Origin of the sequence: Thioalkalivibrio sp. ALE19 (assembly GCF_000428605.1) — a bacterium.
GTDB lineage: Bacteria > Pseudomonadota > Gammaproteobacteria > Ectothiorhodospirales > Ectothiorhodospiraceae > Thioalkalivibrio.
In genome coordinates this window covers 1-18,478 of the sequence record NZ_AUAG01000020.1, presented here as the reverse complement: position 1 = coordinate 18,478, position 18,478 = coordinate 1, and the positions used below count along the sequence as shown (strand labels likewise).

General features: G+C 68.3%; 23 protein-coding genes, 1 tRNA gene and 1 pseudogene. 9 read left to right on the top strand and 16 right to left on the bottom strand.

Annotated features, from left to right (window positions below):
* Window positions 1-54: 54 nt before the first annotated feature.
* Window positions 55-441 carry a hypothetical protein gene (locus tag F787_RS0108855; protein ID WP_042805831.1) on the top strand — a complete coding sequence of 129 codons (387 nt, stop codon included), beginning with the start codon at window positions 55-57 and terminating at the stop codon, window positions 439-441.
* Between the two features lie 28 nt (window positions 442-469).
* Window positions 470-898, top strand: a complete 429-nt coding sequence (locus F787_RS15640; protein ID WP_081694113.1) for a DNA-packaging protein — start codon at window positions 470-472, stop codon at window positions 896-898.
* A gap of 124 nt (window positions 899-1,022) precedes the next feature.
* Here the strand turns inward: F787_RS15640 and F787_RS0108845 are convergent, their stop codons facing one another.
* Entirely contained in the window at window positions 1,023-1,457 is a 435-nt protein-coding gene (locus tag F787_RS0108845) for a hypothetical protein (RefSeq protein WP_028491935.1), read from the bottom strand.
* Window positions 1,458-2,073: 616 nt separating this feature from the next.
* Here F787_RS0108845 and F787_RS17340 point away from each other — a divergent pair.
* Window positions 2,074-2,547 carry a type II toxin-antitoxin system PemK/MazF family toxin gene (locus F787_RS17340; protein WP_196801926.1) on the top strand — a complete coding sequence of 158 codons (474 nt, stop codon included), beginning with the start codon at window positions 2,074-2,076 and terminating at the stop codon, window positions 2,545-2,547.
* 192 nt (window positions 2,548-2,739) lie between these two features.
* Here the strand turns inward: F787_RS17340 and F787_RS0108840 are convergent, their stop codons facing one another.
* From F787_RS0108840 to F787_RS0108810, 7 genes are read right to left on the bottom strand one after another with little or no spacing between them, the layout of a single operon-like run.
* Window positions 2,740-3,111, bottom strand: a complete 372-nt coding sequence (locus tag F787_RS0108840) for a hypothetical protein (protein ID WP_042805828.1) — start codon at window positions 3,109-3,111, stop codon at window positions 2,740-2,742.
* Window positions 3,108-3,635 carry a tRNA adenosine(34) deaminase TadA gene (tadA, locus tag F787_RS0108835; protein WP_028491933.1) on the bottom strand — a complete coding sequence of 176 codons (528 nt, stop codon included), beginning with the start codon at window positions 3,633-3,635 and terminating at the stop codon, window positions 3,108-3,110. The genes F787_RS0108840 and tadA overlap by 4 nt, the downstream gene beginning before the upstream one ends.
* A complete protein-coding gene (locus F787_RS0108830; RefSeq protein ID WP_028491932.1) occupies window positions 3,632-4,147 on the bottom strand; it encodes a glutathione peroxidase in 516 nt (171 codons plus the stop codon). Before F787_RS0108830 ends, tadA begins: the two co-directional genes overlap by 4 nt.
* A complete protein-coding gene (locus F787_RS0108825; RefSeq protein ID WP_019569952.1) occupies window positions 4,147-4,779 on the bottom strand; it encodes a membrane integrity-associated transporter subunit PqiC in 633 nt (210 codons plus the stop codon). Before F787_RS0108825 ends, F787_RS0108830 begins: the two co-directional genes overlap by 1 nt.
* The gene (locus F787_RS0108820; protein ID WP_019589448.1) at window positions 4,779-5,810 is read right to left on the bottom strand and encodes an MlaD family protein; all 1,032 of its coding nucleotides are present in this window, start codon (window positions 5,808-5,810) and stop codon (window positions 4,779-4,781) included. Before F787_RS0108820 ends, F787_RS0108825 begins: the two co-directional genes overlap by 1 nt.
* Window positions 5,807-6,598 (bottom strand): ABC transporter ATP-binding protein, encoded by a 792-nt coding sequence (locus F787_RS0108815; protein ID WP_028491931.1) that lies wholly within the window; start codon window positions 6,596-6,598, stop codon window positions 5,807-5,809. Before F787_RS0108815 ends, F787_RS0108820 begins: the two co-directional genes overlap by 4 nt.
* A 3-nt stretch (window positions 6,599-6,601) precedes the next feature.
* The gene (locus tag F787_RS0108810) at window positions 6,602-7,753 is read right to left on the bottom strand and encodes an ABC transporter permease (RefSeq protein ID WP_028491930.1); all 1,152 of its coding nucleotides are present in this window, start codon (window positions 7,751-7,753) and stop codon (window positions 6,602-6,604) included.
* 126 nt (window positions 7,754-7,879) lie between these two features.
* On the opposite strand from F787_RS0108810, the gene F787_RS0108805 reads away from it, so the two are divergent.
* From F787_RS0108805 to F787_RS0108795, 3 genes are read left to right on the top strand one after another with little or no spacing between them, the layout of a single operon-like run.
* On the top strand, window positions 7,880-8,794 hold the full coding sequence (locus F787_RS0108805; protein ID WP_028491929.1) for a MoxR family ATPase: 915 nt from the start codon (window positions 7,880-7,882) through the stop codon (window positions 8,792-8,794).
* Window positions 8,776-9,801, top strand: coding sequence for a DUF58 domain-containing protein (locus tag F787_RS0108800; RefSeq protein WP_028491928.1), 1,026 nt, complete (start codon window positions 8,776-8,778; stop codon window positions 9,799-9,801). The genes F787_RS0108805 and F787_RS0108800 overlap by 19 nt, the downstream gene beginning before the upstream one ends.
* The gene (locus F787_RS0108795) at window positions 9,798-11,861 is read left to right on the top strand and encodes a DUF3488 and transglutaminase-like domain-containing protein (protein ID WP_028491927.1); all 2,064 of its coding nucleotides are present in this window, start codon (window positions 9,798-9,800) and stop codon (window positions 11,859-11,861) included. Before F787_RS0108800 ends, F787_RS0108795 begins: the two co-directional genes overlap by 4 nt.
* Before the next feature lie 36 nt (window positions 11,862-11,897).
* On the opposite strand, the gene F787_RS0108790 is transcribed toward F787_RS0108795, so the two are convergent.
* Genes F787_RS0108790 through sdhC form a run of 6 tightly spaced genes read right to left on the bottom strand, consistent with a single transcriptional unit; the run spans window position 11,898 to window position 16,262 of the window.
* Window positions 11,898-12,863, bottom strand: coding sequence for a NifU family protein (locus F787_RS0108790; protein WP_028491926.1), 966 nt, complete (start codon window positions 12,861-12,863; stop codon window positions 11,898-11,900).
* Entirely contained in the window at window positions 12,817-13,029 is a 213-nt protein-coding gene (locus F787_RS0108785) for a succinate dehydrogenase assembly factor 2 (protein WP_019569941.1), read from the bottom strand. The genes F787_RS0108790 and F787_RS0108785 overlap by 47 nt, the downstream gene beginning before the upstream one ends.
* 41 nt (window positions 13,030-13,070) lie before the next feature.
* On the bottom strand, window positions 13,071-13,772 hold the full coding sequence (locus F787_RS0108780) for a succinate dehydrogenase iron-sulfur subunit (protein ID WP_028491925.1): 702 nt from the start codon (window positions 13,770-13,772) through the stop codon (window positions 13,071-13,073).
* Window positions 13,772-15,547 carry a succinate dehydrogenase flavoprotein subunit gene (gene sdhA, locus F787_RS0108775; protein WP_028491924.1) on the bottom strand — a complete coding sequence of 592 codons (1,776 nt, stop codon included), beginning with the start codon at window positions 15,545-15,547 and terminating at the stop codon, window positions 13,772-13,774. Before sdhA ends, F787_RS0108780 begins: the two co-directional genes overlap by 1 nt.
* Complete coding sequence (sdhD, locus tag F787_RS0108770) at window positions 15,544-15,882, bottom strand: succinate dehydrogenase, hydrophobic membrane anchor protein (RefSeq protein WP_028491923.1); 339 nt, start codon at window positions 15,880-15,882, stop codon at window positions 15,544-15,546. Before sdhD ends, sdhA begins: the two co-directional genes overlap by 4 nt.
* A complete protein-coding gene (gene sdhC, locus F787_RS0108765; RefSeq protein ID WP_028491922.1) occupies window positions 15,879-16,262 on the bottom strand; it encodes a succinate dehydrogenase, cytochrome b556 subunit in 384 nt (127 codons plus the stop codon). Before sdhC ends, sdhD begins: the two co-directional genes overlap by 4 nt.
* 111 nt (window positions 16,263-16,373) lie before the next feature.
* Between sdhC and F787_RS0108760 the strand changes: the two genes are divergently transcribed.
* The gene (locus F787_RS0108760; protein ID WP_018870431.1) at window positions 16,374-17,420 is read left to right on the top strand and encodes a folate-binding protein YgfZ; all 1,047 of its coding nucleotides are present in this window, start codon (window positions 16,374-16,376) and stop codon (window positions 17,418-17,420) included.
* Window positions 17,421-17,423: 3 nt separating this feature from the next.
* A complete protein-coding gene (locus tag F787_RS17030) occupies window positions 17,424-17,588 on the top strand; it encodes a hypothetical protein (RefSeq protein WP_018870432.1) in 165 nt (54 codons plus the stop codon).
* A 114-nt stretch (window positions 17,589-17,702) separates the two neighbouring features.
* Here F787_RS17030 and F787_RS0108750 read toward each other — a convergent pair.
* Both F787_RS0108750 and F787_RS17165 read right to left on the bottom strand, forming a co-directional pair.
* Window positions 17,703-17,778, bottom strand: a tRNA-Ala gene (locus tag F787_RS0108750).
* A 165-nt stretch (window positions 17,779-17,943) separates the two neighbouring features.
* Window positions 17,944-18,195 carry a hypothetical protein gene (locus tag F787_RS17165; RefSeq protein WP_231373424.1) on the bottom strand — a complete coding sequence of 84 codons (252 nt, stop codon included), beginning with the start codon at window positions 18,193-18,195 and terminating at the stop codon, window positions 17,944-17,946.
* On the opposite strand from F787_RS17165, the pseudogene F787_RS15635 reads away from it, so the two are divergent.
* Window positions 18,082-18,478 (top strand): annotated as a pseudogene (locus F787_RS15635) (3',5'-cyclic-nucleotide phosphodiesterase); the annotation flags it as partial. The gene F787_RS17165 and the pseudogene F787_RS15635 sit on opposite strands and share 114 nt — an antisense overlap.

Sequence of the window (18,478 nt, the reverse complement as noted above, 5' to 3'; positions counted from 1 at the left end):
GAACCGCCAGACGTTGCCGGCATCATTGCCGATGCCGCGCAGTCCGCTGGCCTGATGCCGGGGACCGTGCACCAGACCCTGAGCACGGAGGACCTGGCGGACCTTGCCGGCGGCACCCTTCCCCCGGAGGCTGTCACGGCTCACGCGCGCAGCGTGGCCGCCCGCTGGCGGGAGGGCCGGGTGCTGGACGATGAAACGGAGCTGGCGGCTGCTGAGCGGGTGCGTCACGACCCGCTGGCGGACTTGCCCCTGCTGCGCGAGGACCGGCTGTTTATCGAGCGGTGCGTGGTCGGGCGTTCGGATCGGCATGACCTGCTGACCGAGTATCGGCGGCAGTGGCTGGCGGCAGCGGATGCCGAGGGGTCAGAGATCCGGCGGGACAACGCGGCGCGACGGGCGGCGAATGCGTGGCTGCGGTCCGCCGCTGCCTGTAGTGGATAGAAGCCCCCTGATATGCTAGATGTAGTGGATGGCTGGACGACCGACCAAGTACACCGAGGACATGCAAGCCCGCGCGGACGCCTATGTAGATGGCGGCTTCGGGGGCTGCGGTGATGTAGTGCCGAGCCGGGCCGGCCTGGCGCTCGAACTCGGGGTGAGCCGGTCTACCTTGGCGCAATGGGGAAAGGCATACCCCGAATTTTCGGCCACGTTGGACCGGCTGAAGGCGGCGCAGGAGCGGCTGAGCCTGAACGGGGGCCTGCGGGGCGAACTCAATGCCCCTATCGTCAAGCTGCTGCTAGCCAACCACGGCTATGGGGACAAGGTGACCCAGGCCCACGTGAGCCCCGACGGCTCTATGTCCCCGCCGCCCCGCATTGACGCCAGCAAGCTGACGGATGAACAGCTTGAAGCCTTGACGGAGGCGCTGGAGATCCCCGGGGAGGAAATGCCCTGACCCGGGATTTTCCCGACTAGGCCGCCGCCGGAGTCCGCCGCACGACCGGCACGCGCTGACGCACCGCATAGGCCGGGAACCGGTCCACCAGACAGGCCCCATGCCGAGTAGTGGACGCGGGCCGTCATGCCTGACCCTCCCGCTGGAAGGCTTGCCACGCATCCGCAGGCCGGGCGCTGCCGGCTCGGTCCAGCCAATGGCGGCGCTGCTGAGGGGTGAGGCCGTTCCACCAGGCCACGCCCGCCGCGTCATCGTCGCCGCCCTGCTGGCGGGCCAGCCGTTCCAGCACAGCGCGTTCCTCGCGATACCGCCCGAAGTCTGACCAGGCTGCGGGATCGTCGGGGTTGTACCCGTAGTGCGCGCACCAGCGGATGAACTCGCCGCTCCACGTCGGGTGTCCGTGGTGGAGGCCGTGCGAGACCTGGCAATACTCGCCGGAGCGGTTACGGGGCCAGACGCCCGCCGCGCGCAGGGTGTCCGCCTGCTGGGGTGTCAGGTTGATCGTGCTGCCGTTGGGCGCTTGCCAGGTGATGACCCGGCGGGGTTCGGTGGTTTGCATGGTTGCTGTCTCCGGTTGAAGTGACGAAGGCAGCACCGGGGTTGTGGGGGTACTTTTGGGGGTACATCCATCGGAAGGGCGAACCAAAAGCCTCTGGACTCAATGCCTTACGCTACCGCTTCGGCTCCTGTCACCGGCTCCAATTTTTCAATCACTTATGTGCTTGTCGGTCACCCGATAACTTACCCGTGTGCCAGTTGTGTGACAGTTCGGAATCCGTTCACACGCATCATCCCACCGCTGCCAGGCGGCCACCGCGCGAGGCACCCGCTGCCGGAACACCGGTACCCACTGGGTCGCGCTGGATCGGGACCTCCCCGACGGTAGCCGTCCGCTGGGTGTGCCCTTGGCCTGCCCGTTCGATACCAAAGAAGAAGCTCAGGCCGCACCGGAGTGGTGCCACGAATTCGGCAATTCGGGGTTCATGTCGGCGGCTGGCAGGATGCATCCGAGCCGCTCAAGCTTCAGGAGTGGCGCAGCTTCAGATAATCGCTTCAGGCCAGGACCGAGTGACTGCATAAGGACGTCGCGATGAAGCAGTGCGACGGCGGACAGCCAATGCACCGGCCAATTTCAGGTTTGTTCCCAAACGCCGCCAAGCAAAAACCCTACATTGATGGCTGCTTTGGGCGACTTTCGGTATCGTCGTCGCATGGCGATAACAATTCACCCAAAAGTCGGGCAGATCTTGCTCTGCGATTTCTCTGCCGGGTTCAAGAACCCGGAAATGGTCAAGTCCGGGCGCCCGGTCGTCGTTCTGTCCCCACTTATGCAGGGTCGTCCTAATCTCGTGACCGTAGTGGCTCTAAGCACGAAACGGCCGGACCCGATAATGCCTTTTCACCTGGAATTACCACGCGCAGCGCTGCCTCAGCTGGGGCGATTCCAGGAGCAATCATCGTGGGTTAAGGGCGATATGGTCTATTCGGTGGGTTTCCACCGTTTGGATCTCATAAAGCTCGGGAAACGCGACTCTCGCACGGGGAAACGAATGTACTTCACCCGATGCCTTAGCAAAGAACGAATGCGAGAAATATACGGCTGCGTCATGCATGGACTTAATCTAGGACACGTTGCCCCGCACATCTGAGCCCAAGAAATGACAAAGCCCCCAGGAAGGGGGCTTGAACGCGACTCAGGCTGACTTGTCATCGCCGTTGCCCAAGTCGGCTACGCTGGGCGGACCTTTGCGTAGTCTCGAATGCCCGATGCCGGAGCAGAGCGGGAACGATTTCACTATGGGCTGTGCCTGCGCTTACGTCAAGGCCCCTGAATTCAACCGTCAATCTTCCGCATCCTCCAGGCGGGCCTGTTCGATCAGGACCGGGTAGACGTAACCGGCTCCGAAGTCCCTTTCGAGCACGTAGACCCCTTCCACCCGCACTCGGTCACCCGGATCGGCGGTCTGTTGGCTGGTGAGGGTAATGAAGTCGCCGGGCTCGCCGGTGCCGTCCACCAGTCGCAGGAAATTACGGCCCATGATGTCCTTGTTGACCTGCGCGATGATGCCTTCCAGGCGCACCGTCTCGCCCTCAAGCTCTTCCGGTGCCTGATTCAGGGCTTCCACGCTGTGGATCTCGTTCGCGGCAACGGCCGTGACCAGCAGGCCCGCAGCCAGCGGCAGGGCCAGCAGGATGTGGCGGATTCGGATCATGAAGTTCTCCTTTGCGGATCGGGTTCGGGCGGCGCGCCATCTTCGTTCCCGACGGCGGGCGTGTTGCGCCGACGGGCGCGGAAGAAGTCGCGCAGCTGGGTCGCGGCGCGTTCGGCCAGCACGCCGCCGGTGACCGCCACGCGGTGGTTGTGGGCCGGATGGTGGATCAGGTCGATGGCACTGCCGGTGGCCCCGGTGCGTGGATCGGCCGCCGCGTACACCAGCCGCGCCACCCGGGCGTGGATGATGGCGCCGGCGCACATGGAACAGGGCTCCAGGGTCACGTAGAGGGTGGTGCCGGGGAGGCGGTAGTTGCCCACACGCTCCCCGGCCGCGCGCAGGGCGCGGATCTCGGCGTGCGCGGTGGCGTCACGGCTGGCGATGGGTGCGTTGTGGGCCGCCGCGAGGGCGTTGCCTTCGGCATCCACCAGCACCGCGCCTACGGGCACCTCGCCGGCTGCGGCTGCGGCCTCGGCCTGTGCGAGCGCCTGTTCCATCCAGCGCACGTCATCCTGCTCGCTCATGCGGCGCTGGCGGGCGCGGGCTCGTCCAGCGCCCGTTCGATGGCGCTGGCCAGATCCTGCGGGCGCCGCGTGGGGGCGAAGCGCCGGATCACGCGGCCGTCCCGCCCCACCAGAAACTTGGTAAAGTTCCATTTGATCCGCTGCGTGCCCAGGGCACCGGGGCCGGCCGTCTTGAGGTGGCGGAACAGCGGGTCGGCGTCCTCCCCGTTCACCTCGATGCGGGCGAACACCGGGAAGCTCACGCCAAAGCGCAGACCGCAGACCCGGATGGAGTCGGCATCGCCCGGCTCCTGGCGACCGAACTGGTTGCAGGGGAACCCCAGCACCCGGAAGCCGCGTTCGCCATAGCGATCCTGCAGCGCCTGCAGCCCTTCGTACTGCGGGGTGAAGCCGCATTGCGAGGCGACGTTGACGATCAGCAGCACCTCGCCGCGGTACTCGCCGAGCCGCTGCCGCCCGCCGTCGGCGCGGGTCACTTCGAAGTCATACACCGTGGCTTGCGGGTCGGCCATTATCCGTCCGCCTCCTGTCGCGCGAAGGATTGGAGTTCCGCCTCGAGGTCCGTGAGGCTGGCCGCCATGCCGCGGGACAGGGCGGCCACCAGGGCCCGGGGCGAGCGTTGTTGCAGGGCTTCGGTGGCCTCGAAATGCGCCAGCTCGGTCCGATCAGCACCACCCAGCCGGGTCCGCAGCCCCACGCGTGCGGCATCGCGGCCGCTGTGCGTATCCAGGTCACCGTACAGGGCCGTGACCAGCACGTGCAGTTCCACCACCGGTTGCCCGGCCGCCCGCGCGGCGCGGGCGTCGTCCACCAGAACCACGGCGCCGTCGCCACGGGTCCAGCGTTCGCGCAGCAGCTGTTCCACCTGTTCCGCCGGACGCAGGAACCATTCGTTGTAGTAGTCCGATTCGTACTCGTGCGGCCCCAGGCGGTACACCAGCCCCTTCTCGGCATAGGCGGGGGCCACTCGCACCGAGCCCAGCTCCACCGCCACGGGCGCCCCGGCATCGGCTGCGGGCGGCCCGGTGTCTTCCGGCAGTTCCAGCAGGAACCACGCCCGCTCCACCGGTTCGCGTTCGGCCAGCAGGCCGCAGCCCCCCAGCAGGAATGCGGCCAGCACCGCCAGCAGTAGCGCCCGTGTCATCAGCGTTCCTCTCCCCGGTTGTCCCGGTCCATGATACTGCGCGGCGGCGGCGCCCCGAACAGGGTGCCCGCCGGATTGCGCCGCACGTCTTCCGAAAGGCTGCGCAGGCTGCGCGTGGTGCTCTGCAGCTCTTCCAGGGTCTCCGCCAGTTTCGCCTCGTTCACTTCCACGCCGCGATCCAGGCGTTCCACCATACCCTCGATCCGGGCCACCAGCTCGCCGATCTCGGCCTGTTCCGCGGTGCGCCTCAGCTGACGCATGGTCTCGCGGGTCTCGCCCGGGAGGGCCTGCGTATCGGGATGGTCGAGGAGATTCTCGACGGATTCCATGATGCGCTCGGCGCTGGTGGCCGTAGTCTCCAGTTCGCCGATCAGGTCGTCCGCCCGTCCGGCGATGCCCTCCACGTCGATGCTCGACACGGTGTCGTCGAGATTGACCAGCAGGCTGTTGAGATTCCCCACCACGCCCTCGATATCGATATCGTCGATGCGTTCCAGCAGCTTCTCGGCATACTCAATGAACTGCATCGTGATGCTGGGCGCCGACGGCAGATAGGCATACTCCGGATCCCAGGGGTGGTCCAGCGGCGGGTGTTCCGCGGGATCGGCGAAGTCCGCCTCCAGGTAGTTCATGCCGGTGATGCCCTGGGCCGCCATGCGCACCCGCAGCCCGGCCTCGACCAGCTGCTCCAGGACATCGTCCTCGAACAGGGCTTCCTGCGGCGTGGTCGCAAAACGGTCCGGCCACAGGCGTGCGCGCACCAGCACGTAGCGCTTGCGTTCCGCCGGGGGAACATCCTGTTCGTACTCCACCGAGGTGAAGCCCAGCCGGGTGACCTCGCCGATCTGGACCCCGCGGAATTTCACCGGGGCGCCGACCTCCAGTCCCTGCACCGACGAATCCATGTACGTCTCGATCATCATCGACGGTCGGAAGAAATTCCCCGCCGTCGCAATCAGCAGGATGATCACCAGCGCGGCGAGCCCGCCGAGGATGAACAGGCCCAGCCGGAAATGCTGTCGGGCACTCATGCGGAGGTCTCCTCGCCGTTGGCTGCTTCGTCCTGGTCGCCGCCCAGAAAGCGCCGCACCCAGGGGTGTGTCGACTCCTCGCGCAGGCGTCGCGGATCCCCGTCGGCGACGATGCCCCGGGTTTCCTTGTCGAGCATAATCACGCGGTCGGCGATGGCAAAAATGCTCGCGAGCTCGTGGCTCACGATCACGATGGTCATGCCCAGGCTGCGCGCGAGCCGCCGGATCAGCCGATCCAGCTCGCGCGAGGTAATCGGATCCAGCCCGGCCGAGGGTTCATCCAGGAACAGTACCGAGGGGTCGAGCGCCATGGCCCGCGCGATCGCGGCCCGTTTCTGCATGCCGCCGGAGATCTCCGAGGGCATGAAATCCGCGAACGCGCCCAGCCCCACCAGCTGCAGCTTCGCGCGAGCCACAGCGTCCATCGCCGGACGCGGCAGAGCGGTGTGAACCTCCAGCGGCAGGCGCACGTTTTCCAGCAGGGTCATGGACCCGAACAGCGCCCCCATCTGATACATCACCCCCATGCCCCGCAGGATGGCCTCGAAACGCTCGCCGTCGGCGTGGGCAATATCCGCGTCGCCGATCCAGATCCTTCCGGCCTGCGGGGTATACAGCCCGATCATGTGCTTGAGCAGCGTGCTCTTGCCACTCCCGGAGCCCCCGAGGATCACGAAGATCTCGCCACGGCGGACCTCGAAGTTCAGATCCCGCATCAGCACGAAATCGTCGAAGCCCATGGTCAGGCCTTCCACCCGGATCACCGGATCCGTATCGGACTGCGCCATGCCTCACACCCCCAGGTGATAGAACAGGACCGCGAACAGGCCGTCGAACACCACAATCAGGATGATCGCCGTAACCACCGCACTGGTGGTGGAGCCGCCCACCGCCGCCGCGCCGTTGCCGGTCTGCAGGCCGCGCAGGCAGCCAACGCTGGCCACCAGCAGGCCGAACACCCCGGCCTTGAACAATCCGGAGAACAGATCCGAAAGCGACACCGCGCCGGTCACCTGGTTGAGAAACGCAACCCACGGGATGCCGAAGCCCTGCAGCACCAGCGCCGCACCCAGCAGGCCGATCAGATTGGCGTACAGCGCCAGCAGCGGCGCGACCAGGATGCCCGCCAGCACCTTGGGCACCACCAGGAAGCGCACCGGATCCAGAGCCATGGTCTGCAGGGCATTCACCTCCTCGTTCACCTTCATGGTCCCGATCTCGGCGGCGAACGCCGCCCCCGAGCGCCCCGCCAGCAGGATCGCCATCATCAGCGGGCCCAGCTCGCGGAACAGCGACACCGCGACCAGGTTGGCCACGAAGATCTCCGCGCCGAACTGACGCATCGCGATCGCCGACTGGAACGCCAGGATCACGCCCATCAGGAAGGCGATCAAAGAGACGATCGGCAGCGCCTGGAACCCGGCAACCTCGGCCACGCGAAAGGTATCGCCCCAGCGTACCTGCCGCGGATGGCGCAGCGCCGCCCACAGGGCACGGCCCAGTTCGCCGATGAACGCCATCTGCTCCCAGCCCGCGCGTCCCACCTGTCCGACCGCGTTCGTCCAGCGGCTGCGCCAGTCGCTGCGGCCCTCACCGCGCGCGGGCGTCACCGCATCCAGCTCACGATACGGAGCCAGCTGCTCCTCGACCATGCGTGTGGCGCCGACCAGCTCCAGCGTCACCCCCCCGGCCGCGGCATCGCGTTCCAGCGCGTGCAGCAGGGCGGCCCCGGCGCCGTCACAATAGCTCAGGCCGGTGACATCCACGGGCAGGGTCCCGGCCCCCGCCTCGCGCGCCAGCAGGCGCACGCGATCGCGCAGCGGGCCCCAGGACCGTTCCACCGCGGCGGTGTCCAGGCTGCCCGACAGGCGCAGACCGGGGGACGGCCCGTCTGTGGCATCATGTTGGAAGGCTGGCCGCTGGGCCCCTGACGCTGTGTCCATGCCGTTTTCCCGACTCGTGCGCGACCATGGTAGCCGCGCCGGAGCGCAGGGGACACTCTGCAGATACAGGGGAACCATCCGGCCGCTACAAACTCTTCTGCAACTCCCCCATAACGCGAGAACGCCATGTCTTCGGGAACGGACGCCCTGCAGCGGGTGGAACAGGCCCTGAACCAGATCCTGCTCGGCAAGCCCCGCGCCATCCGTCTGGCGCTCACCTGCCTGCTGGCCAACGGCCATCTGCTGATCGAGGACCTGCCCGGCGTGGGCAAGACCACGCTGGCGCACGCACTGGCGTGCGCGATGAATCTGGACTATCGCCGGGTCCAGTTCACCAGCGACCTGCTCCCGGGTGACGTGCTGGGCGTGTCGGTGTTCGAACAGGGCAGCGGCGAATTCCGCTTCCATCCCGGACCGATCTTCACCCAGGTGCTGCTGGCCGACGAGGTCAACCGCGCACCGCCGAAGACCCAGAGCGCCCTGCTGGAAGCCATGGAAGAACGCCAGGCCAGCGTGGAAGGCGCGACCCGCGACCTGCCCGAGCCGTTCTTCGTGATCGCCACCCAGAACCCCGAGGAGCAGGTCGGCACGCATCCGCTGCCGGAGTCGCAGCTGGACCGCTTTCTGATGCGCATCGAACTCGGCTACCCCGACCCAAGGGCCGAGCGCGCCCTGCTGGAACGCCGCGGGGACACCGGCCACCCGGCCCCGGACACCATGGCCACGCCGGAACAGCTGGCCCAGTGGCAGGCGTCCGTGGATGCCGTGCACGCCGATTCCAAGGTGCTCGACTATCTCCAGGAGCTGGTGGCTGCCAGCCGCGATACCGCCCGCTTTGCCCACGGCCTGTCGCCGCGTGCCGGCGTGGGCCTGCTGCGCGCGGCACGTGCCCACGCGTTTCTCGACGCGCGCGACTACATCACCCCCGACGACATCGCCCGGGTCCTGCCGGCGGTGGCCGGCCACCGCGTGCGCGCCCGCGAGCCGCAGGATCCCGGCCGCACCGTGGAGGCCCTGCTGGAATGCGTGCCCAGCCGCTGAATCACCGGCGACGCCTGCGCGGCGCCTGGCAGCGCCTGCGCGACGACGCGATCCGCTGGATCAACCGCCGCCACGCGCACGATGGCGAGCAGGCGCGGCTGGGGCGCGACCGCATCTACATCCTGCCCACCCGCGCCGGTTACACCCTGCTCGGGATCATCCTGATCATGCTGCTGGGCTCGATCAATTACGCCAACAACATGGCGTTCCTGCTGACCTTCCTGCTGGCCGGGATCGGGCACAACGCCATCTGGTACACCCATCGCAACCTGCTGGGACTGGAGATTCGCCCGCTGCCGATCGCCCCGGTGTTCGCCGGGAGCGCGCCCGAAGCGCAACTGCGACTTCATGAAACCGACGGCCGGGGGCGCGAAGCCATTACCGTGCGGGTCGGTGCACACGCTTGCGAACCGGTCGCGATCCCCGCGGGTGGCCGGAGCGATGCCCGCATCGTGCTGCCGGCCGTGCCGCGCGGGGTCTACCGCCTGCCGCGCCAGCGCGTGGACACGCGCTTCCCGCTGGGGGTCCTGGAGGCCTGGAGCTGGCTCAATCTGGACGCCGAGATCCTGGTCTATCCGTCGCCCGTGGACCCGGGCCGGGCCCTGGCCGGACACGGCGACGGCGACGAGGACACCGGCGCCCGCGGACAGTCCGAGGAACCGCCCGACCACATCCGGCCCTACCGCCCCGGCGATCCGCCCGGCCGCATCATCTGGAAGGCCTATGCCCGCAGCGGCAAGCTGCACGTGCGCGAAAGCCCCGGCGGGGTACAGGACGACCTCTGGTTCGACTACGACGCACTGCCCCACGGCGACACCGAGACCCGCCTGTCGATGCTCTGCCATCAGGTGCTGGAGGCCCATGCGCAGGAGCGCGTCTGGGGCCTGCGTCTGCCGGGCCAGCGCATCGACCCCGGCCAGGGCCCGGAACATCGTGACCACTGCCTGCAGGCACTCGCGCGTTTTCGCACCGCCCCGGCACCCCTGCCGCTGGAGGACGGAGCATGAGGGAGGGCTGGCTCACCCGCCCGGGCCCGCCGCGCGACGAACTGCGCGGGCTGGGCATCGCGCTGATCGCCCTGCCCGTGGCCGCGCTGCCGCACGCCTGGTACCAGCCGGCCTGGGTGACCCTGCTGATGGCCCTGGCCGTGCTGCTGCGCGGCTGGGTGCACTGGCGCGGGACCCGCGCGCCCTCGCTGTGGGTGATGAGCCTCCTCGCCCTGGGGGCCGGCGCCATGACCCTGGCACATTACGGCACCCTGTTCGGCCAGGAGGCCGGCAGCGCGCTGCTGCTGGTGATGATCGCCCTGAAGCTGCTGGAGGCGCGCAGCCGACGCGACGTGGTCATTGCGCTGTTTCTGGGTTATTTCGTCATCGTCACCACGTATTTCTTCGACCAGGCCTTCTGGATCGGGCTGTGGTCGCTGCTGGGGGCGCTGCTGCTGACCGCGGCCCTGGTGCAGCTGCACGCCGCCCGCCCGCTGACGCCGGGTTATCTGGCCCGCCGCGCCGGGACCATGCTGGTGCACGCCCTGCCGTTCATGCTCATCCTGTTCATCGTCTTCCCGCGCATCGAAGGGCCGCTCTGGGGCGATCGCGAGGACCGGGACAACACCGCGCAGACCGGCCTGTCCGACGAGATGAACCCCGGCGACATGGCCGAACTGCTGCAGGACGAAACCGTCGCCGCCCGGGTCGAATTCGACGGCGAGATCCCGCCGACCCGCGCACAATACTGGCGGAGCATGGTGATGACCGACTTCGACGGCCGCCAGTGGCGGGCCGATCGCGGAGATTCTTCGATCGAGCCGCCCGCGGTGGAGGGCGATACCGTCGACTACACCGTCACGCTGGAGCCCACGCGTTCCCGCTACCTGCCGGTTCTGGAATATCCCGCCCGCCTGCCCGACGATGCCGAGCTGCGCGCGAACCATCAGGTCATCCGCGACCAGCGCATCACCGGACGCATCCAGTACACTGCCAGCGCCGATCTGACGCGCCCCCCGGGCAGCGACGCCAACGTCCCCGCCCTGGACCCCGAGACCCGCGAGCGGGCCCTGGCGCTGCCCCCGGGCGCCGCGCCGCAGGCCCGCGCCCAGGCCGGGCTCTGGACGGCCACGCACGACGACCCGCGCGCCATCATTGAAACCGCCCTGGCGCGTTTCTCCGGCGAACCCTACCGCTACACCCTGCAGCCACCGCAGACGACGGGCGATCACACTGATGCGTTCCTTTTCGATACCCACGCCGGCTACTGCGAACACTACGCCTCGGCGTTCGCGGTGCTGATGCGGGCGGCGGGCATCCCCGCGCGGGTAGTCACCGGCTATCACGGAGGCGAGTGGCGCGAACGCGGTGGCTATCTGCGCCTGCGCAATGCCGACGCCCATGCCTGGAACGAGGTCTGGATCGACGGCGAGGGCTGGCGGCGGGTCGACCCCACCGCGGCGATCGCGCCCGAGCGCATCGAGCAGGGACTGCAGGGCCTGTCACCCTCCGAGGGCGAGCAGACGCCGGACTTCCTGCGCCGCGAGGGCCTCTCCTGGCTGCAGCAGGCGCGTTTCGAGCTGCAGGACTGGCGGGAGTTCATCGGCTTTCGCTGGGAGACCTGGGTACTGGCCTTCACCCCCGAGCGTCAGCAGCGGCTGTTCGAGCGCTTTGGCCTGGACCCGCGCGACTGGCGCAGCGTGCTGATCGCGCTGGGGGTCAGCTTCGGCACCCTGGCCGCCGGGGTCGCGCTGTGGCTGCTGCTGCGCGGACGCGAGCGCCGGGATCCGGCGCAGCGCGCCCTGTACCGGCTGTCCCGGCGCCTGCGCGGTGCGGGCCTGGCGCACCAGCCGCACGAGAGCGTGGATGCCTGGGTGCGGCGCGTGGCGGCCGCGCGCCCGCAGGACCGCGAAGCCCTGGAGGCCTTCGCCCGGCACTACAACGCCCTGCGCTTCGCGCCGCTGGACAGACAGGGACGGCATGAACAGCGCCAGGCCCTGAAGGCCACCCTCGCCCGCATCCCGCGGCGGCGGCCGGCCACGGACACGGACGCGGAAACGCCTGCCGACACCCGGCCCTGAGCGGGGCTCCGGGTCAGCAGCGGGGGGTCAGCGGGATCAGAAGGTATTGGCCACCGAGGCCACGCCCGGCGCCCGCGAGCGCACCAGGCGTTCGACCACATTCTTGAGATCCAGGGTGGAACGCGGGCAGCCGACGCAGGCCCCCTTCAGGCGCACGCGCACGGTGCGCCCGTCCAGCTCGACGAACTCGATGTCGCCGCCATCCTGCATCATGATGCGCCGCGCCTCCTCGATGGCCTCGCGCACCGCGTCCTCGTCGATGGGGCCGTCGGCCGGCACGTCGGCCTGTTCCCGGGCCGCATGGGTCTGGGCCCGGTCCAGGCGCAGCGCCAGCTCCGGATCGAGCTCCTCGATCGCGTCCAGCTCTTCCTCGCTGTAGACGTGATCGGGGTCGTCCTTCAGCAGGTGCGACACGTCCACCATGACCTGTGCGTTGTCGGGACGCGTTTGATCTCCCGCCATGATCCGGCCTCCGCTAGCTCGCAGTGCGGTCAGTATAGCAACGCCGCGCGCGATCACGTCGCGAGGCCTCACCGGCTCCCCGGATTCCGCAGGCCCCGGCGCGGGCCAGCGCAGGCGCATGCGCGACCGGCGCAGGTCGTCCGCATCCACCCGCCCCGGGTACAGCCACAGGGTCCCCGGGCGCCCCCCACCAGCGGGGCGATAGCGCAGCACCACACGGGTCGCGAACACCCGGGTGTCCGGCAGGATCTCGATATCGTGAATGCGTTCCTGGCGCAGGCCCTCGGCGGTGGCCAGCCACCAGCGCCCGTGCGCGGTGCAGCCCAGCCAGTCGAAGTGCGGCTGGCGGCCACGCCGGGACCAGCCGAACGCGGCCGCCACCAGGACGCCCGCCGCCGGCCATGTCCACCACACGCCGTAGACCAGCGCGTACAGCACGACCGCGGTGCTCAGCAGCACCTGACCGGCGAGGATCCGGCGCGCGAGCCCCGGATCAGGGTGCAGGCGCAGCCGCAGCGGCGGCGCGGATGAGCGGGGCAAGCCGGGCTATCCCGGCATCCGCGGTGGTCTGGCGGCCCATGACCACCTCGTAGAGCACGTTGTCGGGATAATCCAGCAGCCGTTCGAAGGCATCGCGACCCTCCTGGTCCAGTTGCGCATATCCCTGCGCGAGAAACTCCCCGAGCAGCCAGTCATTCTCCAGCATGCCGCGACGGCAGCGCCATCGAGTGCGGCTGTCGGGTTCCGTCACAGTGACCTCTTCAGCATGGTGCGGCGGATGTCGCTGATCGCCTTCGCCGGATTGAGGCCCTTGGGACAGACCTGGGTGCAGTTCATGATGGTGTGACAGCGGTACAGCTTCCAGGCATCGTCCAGCCGCTCCAGCCGGTGCTCGGTCGCCTCGTCGCGGGTGTCCTTGATGAAGCGCGCGGCCTGCAGCAGCGCGGCGGGGCCGAGGAACTTGTCCGGGTTCCACCAGTACGACGGGCAGGCCGCCGAACAGCAGCCGCACAGGATGCACTCGTACAGCCCGTCCAGCTCGTCGCGGTCGGCCGGGTCCTGCTTGCGCTCCACCTCGGGCTCCGGGCTGTCGTTCACCAGCCAGGGCTCGGCCGCGCGATACTGGTCCCAGAAATTGGTCATGTCCACGATCAGATCGCGGATCACCGGCATCCCCGGGAACGGACGCAGGGTCACCGGGGTATCCAGCTCCTCCAGCGGCGTCACGCAGGCCAGTCCGTTGGTGCCATTGATGTTCATGCCGTCGGAACCGCAGACCCCGTGCTGACAGGAACGCCGGAAACCCAGCGAGTCGTCCTGCTCCTTCAGCAGCAGCAGGGCATCCAGCAGCATCATCCCCGGCTCCACCTGCTCGTCGGGCAGGGTGAAACGCTGCATCTTCGGTAGCGTGTCGGTCTCCGGGTTGAAGCGGTAGATCGAGAATTCCATCAGTAGGTGCGCTCCTTCGGCGGGAACGAGGCCACGGTATTCGGCCGGGTCCGCACCGGCTTGTAGTCGAGGCTGTCGTCCTCCAGCGAATACAGGCTGTGCCGCAGCCACTGCCGGTCGTCGCGCTCGGGGAAATCGATGCGCGAATGCGCGCCCCGGCTCTCCTCGCGCCCCAGCGCGGAGCGGATGGTGGCGATCGCGCAGTCCATCAGGTTCTCCAGCTCCATCGCTTCCACCCGCGCGGTGTTGAACGTGGGGGTGTGGTCATGGATCACCGCGTGGTCCAGGCGTCGGCGCAGCTCGCGCACCTTCTCCACGCCCTCGCGCATCACCTCGTCGGTGCGGAACACCGAACAGTGGTCCTCCATCACCTTGCGCAGTTCGCGCTTGAGCCCGTCCACCGACTCGATCTCGCCGGTGCCCGAATCCCGCCGATCCCAGCGGGCGAGCCGCGCCATGGCCGCCTCCACCGCGGATTCGTCCAGCGGACGGTGATAACGGTTCTCCTCGAGGTATTCGAGGATGTGATTGGCCGCGGCGCGGCCGAACACCAGGATGTCCAGCAGCGAGTTCCCACCCAGCCGGTTCGCCCCGTGGACCGACACGCAGGCGGCCTCGCCCGCGGCGTAGAGCCCCGGCACCGGGTCCTCGGGCGAGTCCTTGACCGGCGCGACCACCTGCCCGTCGCGGTTGGTGGGGATCCCGCCCATGCTGTAGTGACAGGTCGGGAACACCGGGATCGGCGCGTCGATCGGATCCACGTTGAGAAAGGTCTGGCTGGCCTCGCGGATCCCCGGCAGGCGCTGCATGATGGTGTCCGCGCCCAGATGGCGCAGGTCGAGGAACACGTGATCGGCGTTGCGCCCGCAGCCGCGGCCTTCGCGCACCTCGGTGGCGATCGCGCGCGAGACCACGTCGCGCGAGGCCAGGTCCTTCGCGTTCGGCGCATAGCGCTCCATGAAGCGCTCGCCGTCCGAATTGACCAGGTAGCCGCCCTCGCCGCGCGCACCCTCGGTGATCAGCATCCCGCGCCCGGCGATCCCGGTGGGGTGGAACTGTACGAACTCCATATCCTCCAGCGGGATCCCCGCGCGCAGGGCCATCGCCATGCCGTCGCCGGTGTTGATCAGCGCATTGGTGGTGGTGCGGAACAGCTGCCCCGCCCCGCCGGTGGCGATCAGCGTGGTCTTGGCCTCGATCACGATCGGCTCGCCGCTGAGGATCTCGAACGCCAGCACCCCCAGCACGTGGCCCTCGGCATCGCGCAGCAGGTCCACCGCGAAATATTCGTCGAAGAAATGGGTGCGCGCGCGCAGGTTCTGCTGGTACAGCGAGTGCAGGATCGCATGGCCGGTGCGGTCGGCGGCGGCACAGGTGCGCGCGGCCTGGTCCTGGCCGAAGTTCTGGCTCTGCCCGCCGAACGCACGCTGGTAGATATTGCCGTTGTCCAGGCGCGAGAACGGCACGCCGAAGTGGTCCAGCTCGTAGACCACCCTGGAGGCGGCGCGACACATGTATTCGATCGCGTCCTGGTCGCCGAGGTAGTCGGAACCCTTCACCGTGTCGAACATGTGCCAGTGCCAGGAGTCGGGCAGCACGTTGGCCAGCGCGGCGTTCACCCCGCCCTGGGCCGCCACGGTGTGCGAGCGCGTGGGGAACACCTTGGACACCACGGCCACCTTGGCCTCGGCGTTGGACAGCTGCAGAGCCGCGCGCAGGCCGGCCCCGCCGGCCCCGATGATGAGGGCGTCGAACTTGCGCCGGGTCACGTTCATGAGAGCCATGCCTTGAACAGGATTGCGAAGGCCCACAGGCCAAGGACCAGCAGGCCGGTGGCCGACAGGGTCAGCACCGTCAGACGGGTGCCGAAGGGATGGACGTAATCCATGATCACGTCGCGCAGGCCGATCCAGGCGTGCAGCAGCAGGGACAGCACGCCCAGCGCCGTCAGCAGGCCCACCAGCGGATGCCCGACAAAAGCGAGCCAGCGGGCATGATCGGCCGGCGCAAAGAAGATGAAATAGCCCAGCATCAGAACGCTGAACACGCCCAGATACACCGCGGTGATCCGCTGCAGCAGCCAGGCGCGCTGTCCGCTCAGGAGTCTCACAGCCACAGCCCTCCCCAGACGATCAGGGTGGCGACGATCCCCGCGATCAGGGCCTGGCGCGCGGTGCGCAACGACCCCTCGCGGTCCTCGCCAATCCCGAACTCCATCGCCAGATAGCGGATGCCCGCGAAAAGATGATGCAGCAGCCACCACAGGACACCCAGCAGCACCAGCAGGCCCAGCGGGTGACCGACCCAGCCGGCCACGCGGGCGAAACCCTCGGGCCCGGACAGCGAGAGCTGCAGCAGCCACAACAGCACGGGGATCGCGAGAATCAGCAGCACGCCGGTCACGCGGTGCAGGATGGAAACCACCGCGTTGAGCGGGAAGCGGATCCTGCGCAGATCCAGAAAGACGGGTCGAGCCGGCGGCCGGGCCATGGAACCTCTCGCGCGGATGGGCGACATAAGGGATCCTGACACCCGACACGGCGTTCGTCTACTATCGGGCCGCCAGGGAAATGCCGCCCCCGCGGCCACAGGAGATGCGTGATGCGCGAAGACTGGAAGAAACACCTTGTCGATTCCGGTGCCGAATTCGAGGGCGACGAGCTCGTCCACTACGGCAACCCGGAGCGTGAACGGCAGATGGCCGTCAACGGCGATGTCATCTGCGACCTTTCCCATCGCGGGCTGCTGGAGATCCGCGGTGCCGATGCCACCGAATTCCTCCAGGGCCAGTTCGGCAACGATATCCGGCAGGTGGACGAGCGGCACGCCCAGCTGTCCAGTTACGCCAGCCCCAAGGGCCGCACCTATGCGGTGTTCCGTGTCCTGCGCACTCAGGACGGCTATCTGCTGGAGATGCCGGCGGATCGCGTGGAGCCGGTCGCCAAACGACTGCAGATGTTCGTCCTGCGCTCCGACGTGATCATCGAGCAGGCCGGCGACAGCCGCATCCGCTTCGGCCTGTCCGGTCCGGATGCCGAGAAGGAGCTGCAGGACGCCCTGGGCGCCTGTCCCGCGGAGATCCACGAGGTCGTGGAAAAGGACGGGGTGACGGCGGTGCGCGTGCACGGCGTGCACCCGCGTTTCGAACTGTTCGGCGGCTTCGACGCGATGCGTCGGCTGTGGGACGCCCTCAACGTGCGCGGCGCCCCGGTGGGCCCGCACGAATGGCAGCTGCTGGACATCCTCGCCGGGATCCCGAGCGTGTTCGAGGCCACCACCGAGATGTTCGTGCCGCAGATGCTGAACCTGCATGCCCTGGGCGCGATCAGCTTCGACAAGGGCTGCTATCCGGGGCAGGAGGTGGTCGCGCGCATGCACTACCTCGGCAAGCTCAAGCGGCGCATGTTCCGCCTGGCGATCCAGGATGGCGAACCCCCGACACCGGGCATGCCGGTATTCCGCGCCGATGGCAACCCGGATCAGGCCGATGGCGAACTGGTGGCCGCCGAACTGCACCCCGACGGCCAGTACTCCGCACTGGCGGTGCTCAAGGTGGACGCGGCCGAGGCCGAACTGCGCTGCGGCGCCCCGGACGGCGCGCCGGTGACGCTGTGCGACCTCCCCTACGACGTTCCCGAAGGGGCCTGACGCATGCGCTTTCTGTTCTTCTTCTTTGTCCTCATCCTGCTGGCGCTGTGGGCGGCGTTCTTCAGCCGCCCCAACAATCCGACCCTGTCCAACTGGCTGTACGCCCTGGCCGGGGTGCTGGCGATCCTGTTCCTGATCGGCTACCTCCGACTCGACGGGGTGATATAGCCCCTCGGGACACCCGTACCCCATGCCCTCTTGTTTTTTGTTGGGGTCATGGATGGGTACACACACAAAAAGGCCCCGCCGGTTACGACCGACGGGGCCTTTTTGCGAGGTGTTTGGTGGAGCGGAGGAGGATCGAACTCCCGACCTTCGCGTTGCGAACGCGACGCTCTCCCAGCTGAGCTACCGCCCCTCGAGATGCTGCGCATTCTAGCAGGGACCCGAGCCCACGGGAACCCCGGCGACCATCCGGGTGCTCCCGGGACCGGATCGCATTTCGGCAACGGGTGCCGCAATCCGTGCGCCGTTTCGCGTGCGGCAGGACAGGCAGCCGCCTAGAATGAGATCCCTGATCGAGTCATTTGCCACAGCTCATGAACGCGCATCTTCCCTTGATGACTGGCCCCATACCCCTTCGCCGGAGCCCGGAATGAGCCTCTCCGTGCGTATCCTGGGCGCCAGCGGCGGCATCGGGCCGGGCCGCCGCACCACTTCCATCCTGATCGACCGGGACATCCTGATCGACGCCGGCAGCGGCGTGGGCGATCTCGAGCTCGAGGAACTGCAGGCCATTCGCCACGTCTTCCTGACGCACTCGCACCTCGACCACGTGGCATTCCTGCCACTGCTGATCGACACGGTATTCCGGGTGGATGCCCCCCCCGGTCACGGTGCACGCCCTGCCGGAGACCCTGGAAGCCCTGCAGCGCCACATCTTCAACTGGGTGATCTGGCCCGATTTCACTGCCCTGCCGTCGCCCGAGCAGCCGGCGCTGCGCTTTCGTCCGCTGGGTGCCGGCGAGCAGATGGACATCGACGGACGCTCCGTCACGGCCCTTCCCGCGATGCACACCGTCCCGGCGGTAGGGTATTCGGTGAGCCGGCCGGATGCC